We start from the raw sequence: 17,025 nt of genomic DNA on the forward strand, positions 1-17,025 counted from the left end.
GCGCGTGAAGAGGATTACTTCAGTCCGAACCACAGCGTTGCGATACCCAGGAAGGCGAAGAAGCCGACCACGTCGGTGACGGTGGTGACGAAGGTGCCTGAGGCGACGGCCGGGTCGGCCCGCATTTTCTCCAGCGCCATCGGTATCAGGATGCCACCTAGCGCACCGGCGACCAGATTGCAGATCATCGCCAGCCCGATCACCACGCCGAGGCCCGGCACCCTGAACCAGGCGTAGGCCGCGATGCCGGTGATCAGCGCAAACGCGACGCCGTTGACCAGGCCGACCAGCGCCTCGCGCATCACCACCCGCACGGCGTTCCAGGCGCCGAGTTCGCGGGTGGCCAGCGCCCGCACCGCCACCGTCATGGTCTGGGTCGCAGCGTTGCCGCCCTGGCTGGCGACGATCGGCGCCAGCACCGCCAGAGCCACCATCTGCTGCAGCTGATCCTCGAACAGGCCGAGCACCGAGGACGCCAGGAACGCGGTGGCGAGGTTGACCAGCAGCCAGTTGAACCGGCCGCGCGCGATCGTCCACATCCGGTCGGACAGTTCTTCATCGCTGGTGACGCCGCCCAGTGCCTTGAGGTCTTCGTCGGCCTCTTCCTCGATCACGTCGACGACGTCGTCGATGGTGATGACGCCGACCAAGCGGTTCTGGCCGTCGACCACCGGGGCAGCGACGAGGTTGTACTTGCCGAACAGCCGGGCGACCTCCTCCTGATCGTCGTCCACCGACACCTTGCGGCGGTCCTCGTCGACCAGTTCAGGCAATGGCACATTGCGATGCGAGCGCAGCAGCCGATCCAGCGACACCGCGCCCTGCCAGTGATTGACGCCGTCGACGACGTAGATCTCGTAGAAACGATCCGGCAGCTCGGCGGTCTCGCGCATGAAGTCGATCGCTTCGCCGACGGTCCAGTCCCGCGGCACGGCGATGAAATCGGTCTGCATCCGCCGGCCGGCGGAGCTTTCCGGATAGTCGAGGCTGCGCTCGAGCGCATCGCGTTCCGAGGGCGGCAGCTTGTCGAGGATCTCATCCTGATCCTCTTCGTCGAGCACCTGGAGAAGCTCGACGGCGTCGTCGGAATCCAGTTCGCGAACGCCCTCCGCGACGGTCGCCGGCTCGAGCTCTTCGAGGATCTCTTCGCGGACGGTTTCGTCGACTTCGTTGAGCGCGGAGAAGTCGAAATCGGCCCCGGTCAGTTCCACCAGCCGGACCCGCTCGTCGGAATCCAGCGCCTTGATCAGGTCGCCGAGGTCGGCCTCGTGGAGTTCGGACACCACGGCCCGCAGCGAAGCCGCGTCCTCGCCGGCGATGGCGTGAGACACCGCCTCGACGAACTCGGCCCGGAGGTCGCCATGGTCATCCCGCATTGCCACAGGATCGAGAGCGGCCAGATCGGGCCGCACGACCGCATCCACGTCGTCGGTCATGGGGGCTCCCGCGGGTTTTACTGGTTGCAGAAATCGGGCGCCGTCGGGCAAGATGCACTGTCGAACGGCGGCGCGAATGCCCGTGGCAATAACCAATCGGTGAAGCAAAGCGCAATGATATTCGTGACACCCACCAACAATCCGCCAACCCGGAGGGTGTCGTGATCATCGCGCGCACCGCAGCTGCTTTTGTCGCCCTTGCCGCCCTCGGCGGGACTGCTCACGCTACCGAGTGCCCCCGCCCCGGCACGCTCGGCACCTCGCGGGTGCTCACCGTCGATCCGGCGACCTATCCGCGCGTCGGCCTGAAGAGCTTCCCGCAAACCCTGCCGCTTGCTGATCGCGAAGTCGTGCTGACCTTCGACGACGGCCCGGCCGCCACGACCCCGACGGTGCTGAAGGCGCTCGCCGACGAATGCGTCCGCGCCACGTTCTTCCTGGTCGGCAAACCCGCGTCCGAAATGGGAGACATGGTTCGGCGGATCGCGGCCGGCGGTCACACCATCGGCCATCACACCTACACCCATCAGCATCTGTCGGCACTGAGCCATGCCGACGCGCTGACCGAGATCGACCGCGGCATCGCGGCCGACGAAGCAGTGATGCGCGCCAAGGGCATTCCGGTGGCGACCACCCGGTTCTTCCGCTTCCCGTATTTCGAATCCACCCCGGCGCTGCTGGATGATCTGCAGGCGCGCGGCATTCCGGTTTTCGGCGCCGATCTGTGGGCCAGCGACTGGAATCCGATGACGCCCGACGAACAGCTCAAGCTGATCACCGAGCGGCTGACAGCAACTGGCCGCGGGATCATCCTGTTTCACGATCCGCGCAAGCAGACTGCCGAGATGATGCCGGCCTTCCTGCGCTGGCTGCGCGAAAACCACTACCGCGTCGTGCACGTGGTGCCCTCTGACGAAGCCGGTCACGCGGTGGCGTCGGATACGCATGGCCGCACTGCGCGCTGAGCCGGCCCCGCGTCCCAGAATCGCCATGGAACTTTGAACGGTTAAGCAGCCGTTCATGACGCGGTTTTATTTTTCGGTCCGGGTTGGGATTCGGGCGTCGTGAACCGCGCTGTCGGTTGCGTGAAGGCGGTGCACTGTTGTCTGAACGTTCGTTGCGAATTTCGTCTCTCGTTGGTGCGGCCTGCGTCGCCGCCGCTCTCACCCTCCCGCCCCAACAGGCCCGCGCGGCAAGCTGCCCCGGCAATCCCGATGCGCTCGGCACATCGCGCACGCTGGTCGTCGATCCGCGCGAGCATCCGCGCATCGGCACGATGCAATATGGCGAGACGCTGCCGCTGCGCGACCATGAGGTGGTGCTGACCTTCGACGACGGCCCGCTGCCGCGCGAAAGCAATCAGGTTCTCGACATCCTGGCCAAGGACTGCGTCAAGGCGACGTTCTTCGTCGTCGGGCGGATGGCGAAAACGTTTCCCGCCGGCGTCCGCAAGCTGCGCGACGCCGGCCATACCATCGGCACCCACAGCCAGAATCATCCGCTGAGCTTCAACCGGATGTCGGTGGAGCAGGCCCAGCAGGAGGTCGACGAAGGCATCGCCTCGACGCTCGCCGCCCTCGACGGGGACCGCGCGGCGCTGTCGCCGTTCTTCCGCATTCCGGGCCTGCTGCGGGCCGAAGCGGTTGAAGGCTACCTCGCCTCCCGCGGCATCCAGGCGTGGAGCGCCGACTTCCCGGCCGACGACTGGCGTCACGTCTCGCCCGACACGGTGTTTCATCTGGCGATGAGCCGGCTGGCCGCGAAGGGTAAGGGTATCCTGCTGCTGCATGACATCCAGCCGCGCACCGTGGCGGCGCTGCCGCGCATCCTCCAGGCGCTGAAGGCAGGCGGCTACAAGATCGTGCACGTGGTCGCGGCGACGCCGGAGTTGCCGAAGACGCCGACCGAGCCGCAGGAGTGGCGGCTGCATCCGGCGTCCGAGACGGTGGCGAAGGTGCGCTGGCCGAAGGTGCCGCACTTCGTGTTTGCCAATGCGGAGATGCTGCCGGCCCCCGAACTCGCCGACATCGGTCTCGATCGCGACCGCCTGATTCCAGGCAGCGCGCCGATCCGGTCGAATCGCCTGGCGCGCGGCCAGGTGCCGACGCCGCAGCACGCGCCGTGGCCGCGGCAGACCCTGGTCGAATCGACCGACAGCCTGATCACCCTGCCGGTGCCGTCACCGAGCCTGTTCGCGCTTCCCGAACGGACCGCCCCGATGATCCGCGCCATGGTGCCGGTAAAAGCCGATCGGGCCGCCCGCGAAGCGGCGCCCCTCGTCCGCGAAGCCAGCGGCCGCACGATGTCGATCGATATCGGCGCCGCCGCTCGCCCGATCGCCGGCAGCGTCGGAATCGCCCCCGAAGGCCTGCAGCGCGGCCCGCTCGATACCGGCAGCCGCCCTCGCCCGCTCAATCACTGATCCGGGTTACTTGCCCCCTTGCCGCTCGGCAATTTGCCATTAAATTGATGGCAGATTGCCGACGCCAGAGGTGGGGCAGACGATGTCCATCGTTGAAACGGTCGCGGATAAGCTCGGCGGCAAGCCGGTACTCGGTGCAACGGTTCGGTCCCAGGCAGACTTGGCCATGGTGGTCCGCAACCGGCTCCCCCTCGCCGCCCTCCAGGGATTGAGCCGCGCCGGGCTGAGCGATCAGGAAATCGAGCGGTTCGTCATCCCGCAGCGGACACGCCGACACCGCGCCGAGCGCAATCAGCCGCTCACGATCGACGAATCCGATCGGGCTGTCCGCCTGCTGCGCATTCAGAGCCTCGCCGAGGACACCTTCGACGTGGACAAGGCCAGCCTCTGGCTTCGCCGCCCTCTGGCTGAGCTGAACGGCGAAACACCCCTCACCGTCGCGCAAACCGAGGCTGGCGCCAGGCTGATCGAGATGGTGCTCGGCAAGATTGCTTGGGGCGCAGCCGCCTGATGCGCCTGTGGCGACTGTCTCTCGCCCGTCACGCTCGGGCGTTCGACGGCGGTTATGGACTGCTCTTCGACGGCCGTTGGAACACCGTCGGCCGGCCCGTCACCTACTGCGCGACATCGCCCGCTCTCTGTGTGCTGGAGAAGCTGGTGCACGTCGAAGACCCGCTGCTGCTGCCTGCGCTGATGATGGTGCGCTACGAAGCACCGGACGACTTGGCCGTCGACGACGTGCCACTTTCCGCCCTTCCGACCGATTGGCGACGTCGGGAGAGCTGGACTCAACGGCGCGGTGATGCGTGGCAGGCCTCGCTGACAGCCCCGCTGCTGCGGGTGCCATCCGCGATCGTCCCGATCGAAGGATCACCGGATCTCAACGTTCTGATCAACCACCGGCATTCTGGCGCCGACCGGATCAGAATCGCAGACATCGAGCCGTTCACCCTCGATCCCCGCCTGTTCTGACGATTAAGCTTCGGCATCCGAATGCCAACGTTCTCGCAGTGCCTATGCGCGAGACCAGGTCGTTAGGTTGTTTGGGAGGGGTGCGCCGAGCTACACGGCCGGCGCGGAAGTGGTGCGCTCGGAGGGACTCGAACCCCCACGATTTTACTCACTGCCACCTCAAGGCAGCGCGTCTACCAATTCCGCCACGAGCGCTTGGGACCGGTTTCGGGCATCGCCGACCGGATCGACGGCGCCCATTTAACAAAACAATGATGAGGCCACAAGGCCAGATCACCTTCGATCTGGGGATCGCGGCAACATCTGTTTGACCTCGACCGCAATTCGGTTGCGATCGACCAAAACCATGCCGGAAGCGATCGGCATGTTGTTGGCGAGGATCTTGACCTCGTCGGCCTCGGTGGCATCCAGTTCGATGATGGCGCCGCGGCTCAGCCGCAGCACCTGGTGGATCGGCATCGAGGTGGTCCCGAGAACCACCATCAGATCGACGGAAACTTTATCGAGTGTCGGCACTGGAACCCGGACTGACTTGCCTGAGGAACGAAGACGTGGTCGACGACACCACGTTATGGTTATCCAATGATTAACGCCCCCACTTCCCCCCGCCAGACGCTGGATTGGACCGCTCTGAAGCCCGCCGACGGCTCGCCGGCGGTGGAATGGCGGATTTCCGATTCGCTCGTGCCCTATCCGGAGGCGGTGGCGACTATGGAGGCACGGGCCGCGGCGATCACAGCGGGCGACGCGCCCGAGCTGGTCTGGCTGCTGGAGCATCCGCCGCTCTACACTTCAGGCACTAGCGGCCATGCCTCCGACCTGCTCGAAGAGCGCTTCCCGCTGTTCACCACCGGCCGCGGCGGCCAGCTCACCTATCATGGCCCCGGCCAGCGCGTGGCCTATGTAATGCTCGACCTGAAGCGCCGGCGCCCGGACGTGCGGGCCTATGTGGCTGCGCTCGAACAATGGATCATCGCCACCCTCGATGCCTTCAACATCCGCGGCGAGCGCCGGGAAGATCGGGTCGGCGTCTGGGTTCGCCGACCCGACAAGGGCGAAGGTTACGAGGACAAGATCGCGGCGATCGGCGTCCGGCTGAAACGCTGGGTGTCGCTGCACGGCATCGCCATCAACGTCGAGCCCGACCTGTCGCACTTCAAGGCGATCGTGCCCTGCGGCATCAGCGATCCGCGCTATGGCGTCACCAGCCTCGTCGACCTCGGCCTGCCGGTGGTGATGACCGACGTCGACATCGCTTTACGCTCTGCCTTCGAAAACCTCTTCGGCGAAACCCGCACAGCCGCAACCACAAGCGCCTGATCGCCTCCTTCCCGGATCGATCCGCACGCGAAGTGATCGCTCGCCGGAAGCGCGACTGTCACAATCGGCCGTGAGGCTCGATCAGCGCAGCGGCCCCGTGTCGAGTCACAGACTCCGGCAACGGAATTGTAAGGATGAAACCGCTCGGTTCCCGCCGCGCGGCACTGACAACGCTTTCGTCACGTTAGCAGGGAAAGATCGGCGACGGTCTCATTAGCCGCGGCCGCGCCACCCTCGTAGTTGTCCTAGTACCTAGTTTCAAGAATGATCCAACGCCCCACCAGTTCTCCCGATAATCAGTCGCTGTGGCGCGTCGCGCTCGAGCAGACGCGCGATGCTGCCATCGTTATCGACGATGCTGGCAACGTCTGTCTGTTCAACCGAGCCGCAGAACGGATGTGGGGAATTTGTCGCACGGACATCGTCGGCCGTACGACCGGAATCCTCGGCCTCGACGGCATGACCTCGAAGCCCGCTTCCGGTGCCTTCTCCCCACACGCTACATCGAACGGCGTCGCCATTCTCGAAATCCCACGGCCGGACGGCCAGGTCATCAGCGCCGAGCTCACGCAATCGACGATAAGCACGTACGGCCACAACTACACTCTCGTCACCGCGCGCGATATCACGCCAGAGATGGAGCGGCGCAAAGGCATCGAACTGATCTCATCGATCGCAGACCGTACCACCCGCGCGGTACTGGTCACCGACGCTGATCTAAAGCTGCTTTACACCAACGCCGCCTTCACCGGTCTGTTCGGCTTCAGTGCCGCAGATGTCAAAGGCCGCAACGTCATCGACCTCCTCGCCGGCCACCACACCAATCGCCGGACAATCGCCAACCTGAAACAACGGATTGCCGACGCCGAGGGTGGCGAAGAAGAGATCCTGGTTTACGATCACAATGGTGACGAGATTTGGATATCGGCAGACGTTAAGGCGCTGCACGATGCGCAAGGCCAGGTCACACAGGTCTTCGCGCTGCTGACCGACATCTCGGAAACCCGGCAATTGCGCATGCTGCAGCAGGTGACGCTGAGCGCGCTCGCCGACGAGATTCCGATCACCGACGTCGCAGACCGGATGTGCCGCTTTGTCGAGAAGATCGCGCCGGACGTGGTCTCCACGATCCTGCACGTCGACGCCCAGGGGCTGTTGCACCCGCTCGGCGGCCCGAGCCTGCCCGATGATTACTCGCGCGCGCTCGACGCCGTGTCGATCGGCCCGCAGGTCGGCTCCTGCGGCGCTGCCGCGTATTTCGGCAAACCGGTGCTGTCACTCGACATCGACACCGATCCGCGCTGGGAGCCGTTCAAGAAGCGGCTGTTGGAGATCGGGCTGCGTGCCTGCTGGTCGTCGCCGGTCAAGGCCAAGGACGGCCGTGTGATCGGCACCTTCGCGTTCTATTTCCGCGCCTGCCGTCCGCCGAGCCATTGGCATCACCGTATCGTTGACGCCTGCCTGCATCTCGGGGCGCTTGCGATCGAGCGCATGGAGTCGCGCGCGCAGATCGCGCGTCTTGCCTATTTCGACATGCTGACCGGCCTCCCCAACCGCGCCCGGCTGCGGGATCTGATCGCGGCCGCGACCGCGGCCTGCCCGCAGGGCCGCACGGTTGCGCTGGCGTTTCTCGACATCGACAATTTCAAGGACATCAACGACACGCTGGGTCATGCCGCCGGCGACGAATTCCTGATCGAGTTTGCGCGAAGGCTGCGCGATCAGGTCCAGCCCGGCGACGTGGTGGGACGGCTCGGCGGTGACGAATTCGTCGTCGTGTTGCCGAACCGGGAGCCGGCTGAAATCGAACCGGTGGTCGCCCGGATCAGCGAGGCGCTGATGCTGCCGTTCGCGCTCTGCAACAGCCAGGTGCCGATGTCGGCCAGCATCGGCGTCAGCCTGTATCCCGACAACGCCACCGACCTCGACACGCTGATCAACCAGGCCGACACCGCGATGTATCGCGCCAAGCGCTCGGGCCGCTCGACCTACCGGCTGTTCAACAGCGACATGCATGGCGCAGCCGAGCAGCGGATGGCCTATGCGGCCGCGCTACGCTCGGCGCTGGCGAACAGCCGCCTCGAATTGCATTACCAGCCGCAGATCCGCACCAGCGACGGCGCACTGCACGGCGTCGAAGCCCTGGCGCGCTGGAACGATCCGGCGTTCGGTCCGGTGCCGCCGACGAAGTTCATTCCACTCGCCGAAGCGTGCGGCCTGATCGATCAGATCGCGTGCTGGTCGATCCGCGAGGCCTGCCGGCAGATGCGGGCATGGCGAGACCAGGGACTCGAGGTACCGAGCGTCGCCGTCAATCTGTCGCCGATCAACTTCGAGAATCCAGCGCTGCCGACACTGGTGGCCGACACGCTCGCGACCTATCACCTGCCACCCGAAGCTCTGATGCTCGAGGTCACCGAAGGCGTCGCCCAGGACAACCGCTCGACCGCGCAAGAGACGATGATGGCGCTGCGCCGGATCGGGGTCGGACTGTCGCTCGACGATTTCGGCACCGGCTATTCCAATCTCAACCGGCTGGCGCAATTGCCGATCCGCGAGCTGAAGATCGATCGCGGCTTCATGAGCGAACTCGAGACCAGCCCCACCGCCCGCGCCGTCGTCACCACCGTGGTGCGGGTCGGCCAGAGCCTCGCCCTCAGCGTCGTCGCCGAAGGCGTCGAGTCCACCGCTCAATTCCAGCTCCTGAGTGAGCTCGGCTGTGACGTCGCCCAGGGCTTCCTGTATGCGCCGGCACTGGCGCCGGCTGCATTCGAGCAATGGCTGCTCGGCTACAGCGCCGCCCGCGCCGGCACCATGATGGAGCGCATTAGCCCGACGAGCACGGATGACCGAACGGCGCCGTTCACTGCCACGCGGCGGCGGAACTAACCGCCACCGCGTTTGCGCGCGCTTATACCACGACTGCCGATCGTGGTGCGGCGGCGAGCTTGCGCACGATATAGCGCTGCTCCTGGGTCAGACCACCGAAGCCATAGCCGTCGGCCCGCACGCCGTTGACGTGGACATAGCTTTCCGAGTGCAGCGGTCCGAGTAGTTCGCCCATGCGGGCGTAGGTTGCGGCGATGAACTCCGCCTTCTCGTCCTTGGTGTTGCTGCTATCGACGATCCGGATGTCGAGCCAGAAGCTGGCGAGGTTCTGATCTGCCAGCGAGGCGCCGGCCGCGAACCAGTCGGCCGGATCGACCTGCTCGACGATCACCGCCGTCACCTTGGGATCCTTGTGCAGGATGGTGGCGGCGAGATCGCTGGCCGCGGCGGCGATCCGCGGCTTCAGGTCCGAGGTCGGGCGCGGCGTCGAATAATGCACGGTGATCAGCGGCATCGGTAGCTCCTCTCAACAAGTGTTCGATGCCGCAGAAGCTAGACCTCGCCCACAGATCACGCTACCGTATCAATCTGTGTTTTAATCATAACAAATTATGATGATTAGATGATCGACCTCGACATCGCCGCGGTGCGCGCCTTCGTCCACGTCGCCGACCTGCGCAGCTTTACGCGGGCCGCCGAAGCGCTCGGCACCACCCAGGCGGCAATCAGCATGCGGCTGCAGCGCTTGGAGGCACTGCTCGAACGGCGACTGCTGGAGCGCTCGCCGCGCTCGGTCGGGCTGACCGCAGAAGGCTCGGCGTTTCTGGATCGGGCCCGCGCGCTGATCGACAACAATGATCGCGCAGTTGCCAGCGAGCGCGTAATCGTTCAGTCACTCCGGCTTGGTATCAGCGACCACGTCGCCGGACCGGATTTGGTGCCGCTGCTGGCCCGGCTTGGCCGAGGGCGCTCCGACCTGCGGATCGAAGTCAGCATCGGGTTTTCGCGCGACTTAGTCGATGCGTTCGACCGTGCTGAACTCGATGCGATCTGCATCCGCGAGAGCGCGGGGCGACGCGGCGGGGAGACCTTGCTGCGCGATGAATTCGGCTGGTTCGCAGCGCCCGATTTCGATCTCGTCCACGGCGCGCCCGTTCCGCTGGCCTCGCTCGCTGCGCCGTGCGGCGTACGGGCAACCGCGGTGCGGGCGCTCGACAAGGCCAGGGTGCCATGGACCGAAGTGTTCGTCGGCGGCGGCGTCACTGCAGTGGTCGCCGCTGCGCTCGCCGGCCTCGCCGTCGCACCGCTGGCCAAACGCATCGTGCCGCCGGGACTCGTCGATGTCGGCGCCAAACTGAAGCTGCCGCGCCTGCCTGCGTCGCCGGTCGTGCTGCACTCTCGCGTCAGCGACGCGAGCCGCCGCGCGGCGCTCAGGACCTTGGCGGCGACCTTCAGGCAGATCGCAGGCTAAGCCGGCGGCGTGCCGGTCTCACAGAGTCGACAGGATCGAAAACCGCTCACCGGCCGCCCGCTGAGCCAGCAGTGCGGCGCCGGCCTCTTCCACCACCACCGCGTCGACCCGCGCGGCCGAGGGGCCGCGGTGGCAGGCGGCGATCATCTCGGTGACCACAGTCTGGTCGCCTCCGAGCAGCGCTTCAACGCTGCCGTCGCGGCGGTTGCGGACCCAGCCCTCGAGGCCGTTCGCCTGCGCCGTCATCGCCAGCCAGGCCCGATAGCCGACGCCCTGCACCCGGCCGCGGATCGTCACCTGCCGGATGATCTGGCTCATCAGCGCTTCACACCGAGGAAGTGTTCGTTCCGATCGGTGACGACGTCGGCGCGCGTGACCTTGTCCATCAGGTCGACGCCGGCGAGCCCGGTCAGTTGCTTCGGCGTCGCACCGGCTTTGATCGCCGACAACGTTTTGAACACGGCCTCGGTCGCAGCCGCGATCGGCGCATGGCCTTGCACCGCAATGCGGACACGCCTGCCCGCAAGATGATCGAAGTCGCCGAGTTCAGCCGGCGGACTGCCGAGCGCGAGCGGCAGCGTGGTCGCGGCGCTGATCGCTTCCAGCTGCGCGCGGGTCTTCACGCCGGTGAAGAACAACGCATCGACGCCAGCGGCCTCATAGGCCAGCGCGCGTTCGATCGCATCATCGAGCGACGTGATCGAGCAGGCACCGTTGCGGCCGAAAATAACCAGGTTGGGATCGCGCCGCGCATCGAGCGCGGCCTTGATCTTGCCGAGCCCCTCCTCGCGCGACACCAGCTGCGGCTTGGCCTCGCCGTAAGCCTGCGGCAGTAGCGTGTCTTCGATGGTGAGACCGGCGGCCCCCGCCGCCTCCAATTCTTCGACGGTGCGGCGAACGTTGAGCGCATTGCCGTAGCCGTGGTCGGCATCGACCACCACCGGCAACGCGGCGGCACGGCTCATCCGCCGCACCTGCTCGGCAAGCTCGGTCAACGTAATCAGCGCGATGTCGGGATCGCCGAGGATCGCCAGCGAGGCCACCGAGCCGCCGAACATCCCGAACGGAAAGCCGAGGTCGTCGGCGATCCGGATCGAGATGGCATCGTACACCGACGCCGGGCGCACGCAGGCGGATCCGGTGAGGATTGCCCGCAATGCGCTGCGGCGGTCGCGCCAGGCCACGGCGGGCTTACGCGAACTCGAGGATCAGCGCATCGACCGCGAGCGTCGCTCCGGCCGCGGCGTGGATCTTCTTGACGGTGCCGTCACGTTCGGCGCGCAGCACGTTCTGCATCTTCATCGCCTCGACCACCGCGAGCGTCTCGCCGGCCTTGACCTCCTGGCCCTCGGTCACCGCGATCGACACGATCAGGCCCGGCATCGGGCACAGCACCTTCTTGCCGGTGTCGGCCTTGTCGGCTTCCTTCATCCAGCGCGCGGCCGCCGCTTCACGCTCGGTGAAGACGTTGACCGACACTTCGTAGCCGTGATGCGCCAGCTTGAAGCCGTTCGGGATCGCACGGACCTGCACCGCGACCGGATGGCCGTCGATGGTGCCTTCCCACACCGGATCGCCCGGCATCCAGGACGACAGCAGCTGGTGCGGCTGACCGAGCGAGCCGTCGGCATTGGCGAAGCGGACGACGAACGCCTCACCCTCGCGGATCACGTCGAGCGGCACTTCGCTGCGCTCCAGCCAGACGCAGCGGCGGCGCTCGCGGATCACCGCGCGGCCGATCATCTGGCCCGAGATTTTGCGCTTGCGTTCGCCGATCACCCGGTCGATCGCCGCGCCGACGGCTGCGATGCGGCGGGCGACTTCGCCCTCCGGCACCCGCGGATGGAAGCCCTGCGGGAATTCTTCAGCGATGAAGCCGGTCGACAGATTGCCCTCGCGCCAGCGCGGATGCGTCATCAGCGCCGACAGGAACGGAATGTTGTGGCGGATGCCGTCGACGTAGAACGCATCGAGCGCATGGGTCTGCGCCTCGATCGCCGCGGCGCGCGACGGCCCGTGCGTCACCAGCTTGGCGATCATCGGGTCGTAGAACATCGAGATCTCGCCGCCCTCCTGCACGCCGGTGTCGTTGCGCACCGTGATGCCGGAGGCTGCGCTCTCGGCCGGCGGGCGATACTTCACCAGGCGGCCGATCGACGGCAGGAAGTTGCGGAACGGATCTTCCGCATAGACGCGGGACTCGATCGCCCAGCCCTTCAGCGTGACATCCTTCTGCGCCAGCGCCAGCTTCTCGCCGGCCGCCACGCGGATCATCTGCTCGACCAGATCGATGCCGGTGACCATTTCGGTGACCGGATGTTCGACCTGCAGGCGGGTGTTCATCTCGAGGAAGTAGAAGCTCTTGTCCTGACCAGCGACGAACTCGACGGTGCCGGCGGAGTCGTAGTTCACGGCCTTGGCCAGCGCGACCGCCTGCTCGCCCATCTTGCGGCGGGTGACTTCGTCGAGCAGCGGCGACGGCGCCTCTTCGATCACCTTTTGATTGCGGCGCTGGATCGAGCATTCACGCTCGCCGAGATAGATGACGTTACCGTGCTTGTCGCCGAGCACCTGGATTTCGATGTGGCGCGGATCGACGATGAACTTCTCGATGAACACGCGGTCGTCGCCGAACGAGGCCTTGGCCTCGGCCTTGGCGAGGTTGAAGCCTTCGGCGACTTCCGCCCGCGAATGCGCGATGCGCATGCCCTTGCCGCCACCGCCGGCGGAGGCCTTGATCATCACCGGGTAGCCGATCTCGTCGGCGATCTTCACCGCGTGCTTGTCGTCTTCGATCACGCCGAGGAAGCCGGGCACGGTCGAAACCTTGGCCTGCGCGGCGGCCTTCTTGGACTCGATCTTGTCACCCATCGCGGCGATCGCGCCGGGGTTCGGACCGATGAATACGATGCCGGCCTCGGCCAGCGCCTTGGCGAACGCCTCGCGCTCGGACAGGAAGCCGTAGCCCGGATGCACCGCCTCAGCGCCGGTCTTCTTGCAGGCCTCGACGATCTTCTCGATCACCAGATAGCTCTCAGCCGCCGCCGGAGGGCCGATCAGCACCGCTTCATCGGCCATTTCGACGTGCAGCGCGTCGCGGTCCGCCTCGGAATAGACGGCAACCGTCTCGATACCCATACGACGCGCGGTCTTGATGACCCGGCAGGCGATCTCGCCGCGGTTGGCGATCAGAATTCGTTTGAACATGCTCTTTTTCTTGCAACCTTGGATGGTTCTGCTGTCCCGGGCGGGGCAGCGACGGGGCATTGCGGGTGTGCTTGTAACAATTCTGTCGCCGGGGAAAACTAGATATTGCGAAGGGGTCCCCAGCGTGGGCCCCAATCAACCCAAGGCCCTGTCATGCGCCGCACACTCGCCCTACTGTCCGCGGGCCTCTGCCTGCTGTCCGTCTCCACCGCTTTCGCCCAGAACACTCCGCCCCGCAACCTGATTCTGTTCATTCCCGACGGTCTACGGGCGAAGTCCGTCAGCCCGGAGACCGCGCCGGCGATGGCCGCGCTGCGCGATCAGGGCGTCAATTTCAAGAATCCGCATTCGCTGTTTCCGACCTTCACCATGGCGAACGGCTCGGCGATGGCGACCGGACACTATCTCGGCGACACCGGCACCTTCAGCAACACCATCTATACCGGCTACAGCGTTCCGCCGGCCGGGAATACCGTGGTTCCGTTCATCGAGAACGACGACGTCCTCGGCGACATCGATAATCATTTCGACGGCAATTACCTCAACGAAGAAAGCCTGCTGAAGCTCGCCCGCGACAAGGGGCTGAGCACCGCGGCGATCGGCAAGCTCGGCCCCACGCTGCTGTTCGACCACACCGACCGGACCGACAGACCGGGGCCGCATTCGATCGTGATCGATGATGCGACCGGCTCGCCGAAGGGCGTGCCGCTGCCCGACGACTTCAAGGCCGAGCTCGACAAGCTCGGCCTGCCGCTCAAGCCGCCGGCCCGCGGCGAGAACGCCAAGGCCGGCGACGCCAAGACCCCCGGCACGCTGGTCGCGAACGTCGTGCAGCAGGCCTATTTCGCCGATGTCGCCGCCAAGGCGGTGCTGCCGCTGTTCAAGCAGCGCGGCAAGCCCTTCGTGCTGGTGTTTTGGTCCCGCGATCCGGATGGAAGCCAGCACAATCAAGGCGATAGCCTGAACCAGCTGACACCGGGCATTAACGGACCGACCTCGTTGGCCGGAATCCGCAATGCCGACAACAACCTCGCGCAGTTGCGCAAAGCTCTGGATGAGCTCGGTCTGTCCGCCTCGACCAACATCATCGTCTCGGCCGACCACGGCTTCTCGACGATCTCGAAGCAGAGCAAGACCTCACCGTCCGCCAAGGCGAGCTACGACGACACCCCGGCCGGCTTCCTGCCGATGGGCTTCCTCGCCATCGATCTGGCAAAGGCGCTGAAGCTGCCGCTGTTCGATCCCAACAACAGCAACGCAGCGGTCGGCGACAATGCCCACCCCAAGGCCGGCAACGGCGTGCTCGGCAAGGACCCGGCCAAGCCGGATCTGGTTGTCGCCACCAATGGCGGCTCGGACCTGATCTATCTGCCGACCGGCGACAAGAAGCTCGCCGGCCGCACCGTCCGGGCCCTGCTCGAGCAGGACTACGTCAGCGGACTGTTCGTCGATGACTCGCTCGGCAGCTTCCCCGGCGCGCTGCCGCTGTCGGCGCTCAACCTGAAGGGCAAGGCCGCGACGCCGACGCCGACGATCGTGGTCAACTTCCGGTCCTACGCGTCCGGCTGCGCCGAGCCGACGCAGTGCTCGGTGCAGGTGGCCGACACCGTGCTGCGGCAGGGCCAGGGCATGCACGGCTCGTTCAGCCGCGGCGACACCATGAATTTCATGGCGGCGACCGGCCCGGACTTCAAAGCCGGCTTCGCCGATCCGCTGCCGGTGAGCAACGCCGACGTGGGGTTCACCGCGGCGAAGCTGATGGGTCTCGATCCGACCACCAAGGGCAAGCTGATCGGCCGGGTGATGACCGAGGCGATGCCGAACGGCGCCGTGCCGAAGGCCACGCAGGAGACGGTGCGCTCGAAATACGCCGCCAACGGGCTGCGCACCGTGCTGGCAATGCAGCGCGTTGGTGAGCAGCGTTACTTCGATGCCGCCGGTTTCCCCGGCCGCACCCTCGGCCTCGATGGCGAGACCTCCAAACAAAAAGCGGCGGGGAAATAACCCCCGCCGCTTCCTTGCAGAACTTGGCTTCGGCCGATCAGACGCCGAGATCGAAGATCTGCGGCACCTGGCTGATCAGCGGCAGCGTCGCGACGCCGACCAGCGTGGCGACCAGCCGCATCAGCGTGTGATTGCTGCGCCGGGTGCCGCGCATCTGGCGCGAGATCCACTCCAGGACTTCAGTGTTGACGCCGACCGCCTGGGTCGGAGCCCAGGACTCGATCGCGACGTCCGGCGACAGCGCGACGCTGCGCGCCGGCACCGGCAGGCCTGAGGCGGCCGCGGCGTGGTGGGCGACAGCCTTGGCAAACAGATCATCGAACCGGCCGCCATCGACACGCTCGGCAGCGGCATCGTTGATCTCGAACAGCGCCTCGGCCTCGGCCCGGCTGATCGGCTGATTGTCGACCGCGGAAGCGGTCAGGATACCCATGCACCACGCGGTGTCGGCGGCGTCGAGGGTGCGGGAGAAATGCACCCGACCGCGGGTGGTCGGGCCTTCGCCGGTGATGATCCCATCCCGCACGACCCCGAGCGCTTGCGCGGCGGTATAACGATCCGAAACGTTGAGAGGGTCGATGCCGAACAGTTCGGCGGTGGCGACGGCAGTCATTGCTTTCACTCGTTTTTCTGGCTCTGGGCCAGCATTTCCACGCTGGCGTAAACGCTTGGTTAAGACTTCGCTCCTGCGCTCGATTCGATCGGAATTACCCACGATGTTTCGAAACAGGGTTGCCGATTTGTCGCAGCAGCGGTCTCGCCGGCTCAATTCGCAAGCCGCTCCGGCGGCGGTTGGGCGCACTGGCGGCGCAATTGCGGCAAAGCGGCTTTGCCGGGCGGCCATTTGGCCGCACCGGTCATTCAGCAGTCCTTCAGCGTTTTAAGCGGCGAGCCGTCGGCGCGCGGTCAGCGCGGCGACCACCAGTCGGCGAGCAGCAGGCCGAGCGTTCCCGACACCGCGGTAATGAACGCCCCCCACGAGATGTCGACCGCGACCACCGGCCAGGTCCAGTGCTTCAGCAGCGCCAGCGACGTCAGCTCGAAGGTGGCGTAGCAGAACAGCCCGAACAGCGCCCCGTACAACAAAGAGGATTGCCAAGTCGCCTGCGCCGACCCGTTGACGAAGATGACGATGCCGACAACGTAAAGCAGGTAGAACAACACAGCCGGCAACAGCCTCACCTCGCCGAGCATCTCGCCGACCTGCGACTGGAAGAAGCTCTTGGCGATCGTGCCGAGGAAGAGAAAGTCGAGCGGAATCAGGACAATGAATGTTGCCAGATAGAGCAGACCGTAGCGCTTCAAATCGTCCTCCTGAACAAAGCAGAATGCATCCTGTCAAATACGGAATGCCTCGTCGATGG

The 17,025-nt window shown here is 65.9% G+C and carries 16 protein-coding genes and 1 tRNA gene; 8 read left to right on the plus strand and 9 right to left on the minus strand.

What is annotated here, in order from left to right; all coding sequences use genetic code 11:
• Positions 1–14 precede the first annotated feature (14 nt).
• Entirely contained in the window at positions 15–1,436 is a 1,422-nt protein-coding gene (gene mgtE, locus LRC39_RS16220) for a magnesium transporter (protein WP_107356077.1), read from the minus strand.
• Positions 1,437–1,597: 161 nt separating this feature from the next.
• Between mgtE and LRC39_RS16225 the strand changes: the two genes are divergently transcribed.
• The 4 genes from LRC39_RS16225 to LRC39_RS16240 all read left to right on the plus strand — a co-directional run bounded on the left by LRC39_RS16225 (position 1,598) and on the right by LRC39_RS16240 (position 4,830).
• Positions 1,598–2,401 carry a polysaccharide deacetylase family protein gene (locus tag LRC39_RS16225; protein ID WP_164573437.1) on the plus strand — a complete coding sequence of 268 codons (804 nt, stop codon included), beginning with the start codon at positions 1,598–1,600 and terminating at the stop codon, positions 2,399–2,401.
• Positions 2,402–2,538: 137 nt separating this feature from the next.
• Positions 2,539–3,858 carry a polysaccharide deacetylase family protein gene (locus tag LRC39_RS16230; RefSeq protein ID WP_346294956.1) on the plus strand — a complete coding sequence of 440 codons (1,320 nt, stop codon included), beginning with the start codon at positions 2,539–2,541 and terminating at the stop codon, positions 3,856–3,858.
• A gap of 82 nt (positions 3,859–3,940) precedes the next feature.
• Positions 3,941–4,369, plus strand: coding sequence for an antitoxin Xre/MbcA/ParS toxin-binding domain-containing protein (locus tag LRC39_RS16235; protein ID WP_346294957.1), 429 nt, complete (start codon positions 3,941–3,943; stop codon positions 4,367–4,369).
• Entirely contained in the window at positions 4,369–4,830 is a 462-nt protein-coding gene (locus LRC39_RS16240) for an RES family NAD+ phosphorylase (protein WP_119019191.1), read from the plus strand. The genes LRC39_RS16235 and LRC39_RS16240 overlap by 1 nt, the downstream gene beginning before the upstream one ends.
• A 110-nt stretch (positions 4,831–4,940) precedes the next feature.
• On the opposite strand, the gene LRC39_RS16245 is transcribed toward LRC39_RS16240, so the two are convergent.
• Positions 4,941–5,025, minus strand: a tRNA-Leu gene (locus tag LRC39_RS16245).
• A 78-nt stretch (positions 5,026–5,103) separates the two neighbouring features.
• Positions 5,104–5,346 carry a FliM/FliN family flagellar motor switch protein gene (locus LRC39_RS16250; protein WP_011158713.1) on the minus strand — a complete coding sequence of 81 codons (243 nt, stop codon included), beginning with the start codon at positions 5,344–5,346 and terminating at the stop codon, positions 5,104–5,106.
• 66 nt (positions 5,347–5,412) lie between these two features.
• Here LRC39_RS16250 and lipB point away from each other — a divergent pair, with 66 nt between their 5' ends.
• On the plus strand, positions 5,413–6,150 hold the full coding sequence (gene lipB, locus LRC39_RS16255; RefSeq protein WP_346294958.1) for a lipoyl(octanoyl) transferase LipB: 738 nt from the start codon (positions 5,413–5,415) through the stop codon (positions 6,148–6,150).
• A 264-nt stretch (positions 6,151–6,414) separates the two neighbouring features.
• Complete coding sequence (locus tag LRC39_RS16260; RefSeq protein ID WP_430624900.1) at positions 6,415–9,039, plus strand: EAL domain-containing protein; 2,625 nt, start codon at positions 6,415–6,417, stop codon at positions 9,037–9,039.
• Positions 9,040–9,061: 22 nt separating this feature from the next.
• On the opposite strand, the gene LRC39_RS16265 is transcribed toward LRC39_RS16260, so the two are convergent.
• Positions 9,062–9,493: a tautomerase family protein gene (locus LRC39_RS16265; protein WP_263988851.1), complete on the minus strand. Its 432-nt coding sequence runs from the start codon at positions 9,491–9,493 to the stop codon at positions 9,062–9,064.
• 108 nt (positions 9,494–9,601) lie between these two features.
• Between LRC39_RS16265 and LRC39_RS16270 the strand changes: the two genes are divergently transcribed.
• On the plus strand, positions 9,602–10,450 hold the full coding sequence (locus LRC39_RS16270; RefSeq protein WP_346294959.1) for a LysR family transcriptional regulator: 849 nt from the start codon (positions 9,602–9,604) through the stop codon (positions 10,448–10,450).
• Between the two features lie 18 nt (positions 10,451–10,468).
• Here LRC39_RS16270 and LRC39_RS16275 read toward each other — a convergent pair whose 3' ends face one another.
• The 3 genes from LRC39_RS16275 to LRC39_RS16285 are packed head-to-tail and all read right to left on the minus strand — an operon-like array spanning position 10,469 to position 13,657.
• Entirely contained in the window at positions 10,469–10,768 is a 300-nt protein-coding gene (locus tag LRC39_RS16275) for an acylphosphatase (protein WP_346294960.1), read from the minus strand.
• The gene (locus LRC39_RS16280) at positions 10,768–11,634 is read right to left on the minus strand and encodes an isocitrate lyase/PEP mutase family protein (RefSeq protein WP_346294961.1); all 867 of its coding nucleotides are present in this window, start codon (positions 11,632–11,634) and stop codon (positions 10,768–10,770) included. Before LRC39_RS16280 ends, LRC39_RS16275 begins: the two co-directional genes overlap by 1 nt.
• Positions 11,635–11,641: 7 nt before the next feature.
• Positions 11,642–13,657 (minus strand): acetyl-CoA carboxylase biotin carboxylase subunit, encoded by a 2,016-nt coding sequence (locus LRC39_RS16285; RefSeq protein WP_107345023.1) that lies wholly within the window; start codon positions 13,655–13,657, stop codon positions 11,642–11,644.
• 153 nt (positions 13,658–13,810) lie between these two features.
• Between LRC39_RS16285 and LRC39_RS16290 the strand changes: the two genes are divergently transcribed.
• Positions 13,811–15,661, plus strand: coding sequence for a nucleotide pyrophosphatase/phosphodiesterase family protein (locus tag LRC39_RS16290; protein WP_346294962.1), 1,851 nt, complete (start codon positions 13,811–13,813; stop codon positions 15,659–15,661).
• Between the two features lie 37 nt (positions 15,662–15,698).
• Here the strand turns inward: LRC39_RS16290 and LRC39_RS16295 are convergent, their stop codons facing one another.
• Both LRC39_RS16295 and LRC39_RS16300 read right to left on the minus strand, forming a co-directional pair.
• The gene (locus LRC39_RS16295) at positions 15,699–16,274 is read right to left on the minus strand and encodes a hypothetical protein (RefSeq protein WP_107345025.1); all 576 of its coding nucleotides are present in this window, start codon (positions 16,272–16,274) and stop codon (positions 15,699–15,701) included.
• Between the two features lie 293 nt (positions 16,275–16,567).
• Complete coding sequence (locus LRC39_RS16300; RefSeq protein ID WP_164574460.1) at positions 16,568–16,966, minus strand: DUF2177 family protein; 399 nt, start codon at positions 16,964–16,966, stop codon at positions 16,568–16,570.
• Positions 16,967–17,025 lie beyond the last annotated feature (59 nt).

It is taken from the genome of Rhodopseudomonas sp. P1 (assembly GCF_039642825.1).
Classification (GTDB): domain Bacteria; phylum Pseudomonadota; class Alphaproteobacteria; order Rhizobiales; family Xanthobacteraceae; genus Rhodopseudomonas; species Rhodopseudomonas palustris_H.

Coding starts and splice junctions, on each gene's coding strand:
- mgtE (WP_107356077.1), bottom strand. CDS start 1,436: ATGACCGACGACGTGGATGCGGTCGTGCGGCCCGATCTGGCCGCTCTC.
- LRC39_RS16235 (WP_346294957.1), top strand. CDS start 3,941: ATGTCCATCGTTGAAACGGTCGCGGATAAGCTCGGCGGCAAGCCGGTA.
- LRC39_RS16240 (WP_119019191.1), top strand. CDS start 4,369: ATGCGCCTGTGGCGACTGTCTCTCGCCCGTCACGCTCGGGCGTTCGAC.
- lipB (WP_346294958.1), top strand. CDS start 5,413: ATGATTAACGCCCCCACTTCCCCCCGCCAGACGCTGGATTGGACCGCT.
- LRC39_RS16260 (WP_430624900.1), top strand. CDS start 6,415: ATGATCCAACGCCCCACCAGTTCTCCCGATAATCAGTCGCTGTGGCGC.
- LRC39_RS16265 (WP_263988851.1), bottom strand. CDS start 9,493: ATGCCGCTGATCACCGTGCATTATTCGACGCCGCGCCCGACCTCGGAC.
- LRC39_RS16270 (WP_346294959.1), top strand. CDS start 9,602: ATGATCGACCTCGACATCGCCGCGGTGCGCGCCTTCGTCCACGTCGCC.
- LRC39_RS16275 (WP_346294960.1), bottom strand. CDS start 10,768: ATGAGCCAGATCATCCGGCAGGTGACGATCCGCGGCCGGGTGCAGGGC.
- LRC39_RS16285 (WP_107345023.1), bottom strand. CDS start 13,657: ATGTTCAAACGAATTCTGATCGCCAACCGCGGCGAGATCGCCTGCCGG.
- LRC39_RS16290 (WP_346294962.1), top strand. CDS start 13,811: ATGCGCCGCACACTCGCCCTACTGTCCGCGGGCCTCTGCCTGCTGTCC.
- LRC39_RS16295 (WP_107345025.1), bottom strand. CDS start 16,274: ATGACTGCCGTCGCCACCGCCGAACTGTTCGGCATCGACCCTCTCAAC.